This window comes from Chlorogloeopsis fritschii PCC 6912 (assembly GCF_000317285.1).
Lineage (GTDB): Bacteria > Cyanobacteriota > Cyanobacteriia > Cyanobacteriales > Nostocaceae > Chlorogloeopsis > Chlorogloeopsis fritschii.
This window is the reverse complement of sequence record NZ_AJLN01000139.1, coordinates 1-2336: the sequence shown is the minus strand read 5'-3', so window position 1 is coordinate 2336 and position 2336 is coordinate 1. Positions and strand designations below refer to the sequence as shown.

The following is a 2336-nucleotide window of genomic DNA, read 5'->3' as shown; positions in this document are numbered from 1 at the left end:
AAATTTGTGTAATGATTTTGGGGATAGTATATGGTAGATAATTTTCGGCTCCTTTTGCCGCAGCTACAATTCCTATTACTCTTGTGTTGTCAAAAGTATTGTTAGTTATCCTCTGAATCCATTCTCGGTAAGATAAAACACTTTTGATGTCTTCTCTCAATCTTCTATCTTGTTTTTCACGTAATGAAACTTTTTCTTCTGAAATGTTACTTGATAATCCATAGGTGACAAATTGCTTGAGATTACTTAAAAGCATTGCTTGATTCTCCTTGCATTAACACAGGTTTTTTGTGATTATTTAACCTTGCCGTATTGCTGAGAAAAGCCTAGATTGTTTTTTTATTAAACAATTGAAGCTTTATGATCGAGTGGTTGAAGCGAGATTTGATAAGGATGATATTCAAGTAATTGAACGTTGTAAGGATCTTTAATTTGATACACCACACCACGCCACTCAACATTTCGCGTCAATAAGGCTAATACTGTTGCAAGTGCAGAAACTAATTGCGCCAGTGGAATTGCCAGCAAAATTTTCGTGATCAATTGAAACGAAAAGCTCTTCGTCGGTTCGCCATATTCCCCAACCACTCGCCGCACACCTTGCTCTAAGAGTGTAAGCAAAAGAGCCATTGCCAGAATATAGCCGACGCATCCACCCCCTACCCAACCTGCAACAGCAATGTTGCCACTGACTAAGGAAATTAGCAGTAGTCCGATTGCTATTACAAGAGCAAATGTGGGTGCTAATACCTGGGCAAAAAATAGCATCCATTTTGGGTGATAGAGGCGTGGCATGAGTAATTGGCGTTTAATGAAGCGCAAGCATTGTCCTAAATCGCATTCCTCGCGATTGATCATCATAACTGTAGGCACAAATTTCACTTTTAAGCCGATTTTCTGCAAAGCTCTGTGAACTGGGGCATCAACGGAAATGCTTTGCGTCCATGTCTTTAAAAGTTGCGATCGCCGCAATACGGAAAGCTTCATTGCCATAGAGCCTCCCCAAGCGTATCTGTAAATATACATGGAGACAACAGATGCCGAATTATATGCATATCGAACCAGTGAACCCCACTGTTTGGTATGCGGTGTATACCAACGGTTGCCTGTAGTAGCTCCGATCCGCTCGTCCATAAGTGGTGCAACTAGTTCGCGCAGCCAGTTCCTATGGGCGATGACATCAGCATCTATCAAAGCCACTACCTGATAAGAATCATCTAGTGCAGATATGGCTTGAACTAGCGCACTGCATTTAAGACTGCAAGTGTTGTGCCGAGCAACTAAAGGGCTGACTTGGACGTGCGTGACGTGCATTGCTCTGGCTTGTTGGATCGTTTCGTTGACGATATGCCAGGCTGGATCTTCCTGACTATCAACGACAATGTGCAAGTCGTATTGTGGATAGTTCTGGTAGAGCAGGGCACGCACACAGTTGGCTAAGAATGGATCGGCACCTCGCAGGGAAAGGATAACTGCCGCTTTGGGTAACAACTTATCTTGGATAGACTTTGAGCTTGGCAAACTCAGTGATGATACAAAAGCCAGTGCATAACGCGTCTGCAAAATCACCAAAACTGCCAAAATTCCAAAAATAGCGATCGCTAACTCATTCATCGATTTACCTCAAACGAATTAACTCTGCTTGGATACCTCACCAAATAGCTTTCGCTTCGTTTCCTTGTAATATGTCAGGGTTTTGTGAATTCCTCTTCTTGATGTTTCGCGATGCGGCAAAGGCGATCGCTAACACTTTAAATTTATGAATTACCGTAGATAAAGTAAATTTATCTGTTCTCTTTAACCTTTTCAAAAAATCAATTGGTGCTGTAAAAATAGACCAAGGAAAGTCGTCAGACACTATTGACTTAATATTATGTTCTCCATAGCATAACTCCAATCCTTGATGCCCAGCATTCCATCTAGACACTTGTTCAATCCAAGCTTTTTTAGGTGGCTTATCCATTGTTATTTCTGTCAGGCTAGGAGTTCTGTTCGTAGAAACAACATTTGTGAATATTTCAGCTGCAAATCCTGCATATTTGGCTAGGATAGTCAGATGAGTGTCTTCACTTCTTGTCCCTGGATACCTTTGAGAAATTACAACTATCAAACTGACAAGCGCATCAATTCTTCCGACTATGCCTCCTCCTTGCATCCACTGATAGCCGCTGTATTTACCATGAACAGTATCTAGAAAAAATTGCAGAGGAGGAACTTCCTCATTGAAGTTAGGTAGGAGAACTTCACTCCCATCTACAATACCTTTTTGGTAAACAGCACATCTATTTCTTGTACTAAGAATATCTATTTTAGAATCATTATTAAGTTTATGTATC

At 41.0% G+C, this 2336-nt stretch carries 1 protein-coding gene and 2 pseudogenes; all 3 read right to left on the bottom strand.

Features of this window, described 5'->3' with window-relative positions; translation table 11 throughout:
* Window positions 1-256, bottom strand: a pseudogene (locus tag UYC_RS0130620) (hypothetical protein); the annotation flags it as partial.
* An 86-nt stretch (window positions 257-342) separates the two neighbouring features.
* Window positions 343-1614, bottom strand: a complete 1272-nt coding sequence (locus tag UYC_RS0130615; RefSeq protein WP_016877965.1) for a glycosyltransferase family 2 protein — start codon at window positions 1612-1614, stop codon at window positions 343-345.
* 37 nt (window positions 1615-1651) lie between these two features.
* Window positions 1652-2336: pseudogene (locus UYC_RS0130610) on the bottom strand (hypothetical protein); the annotation flags it as partial.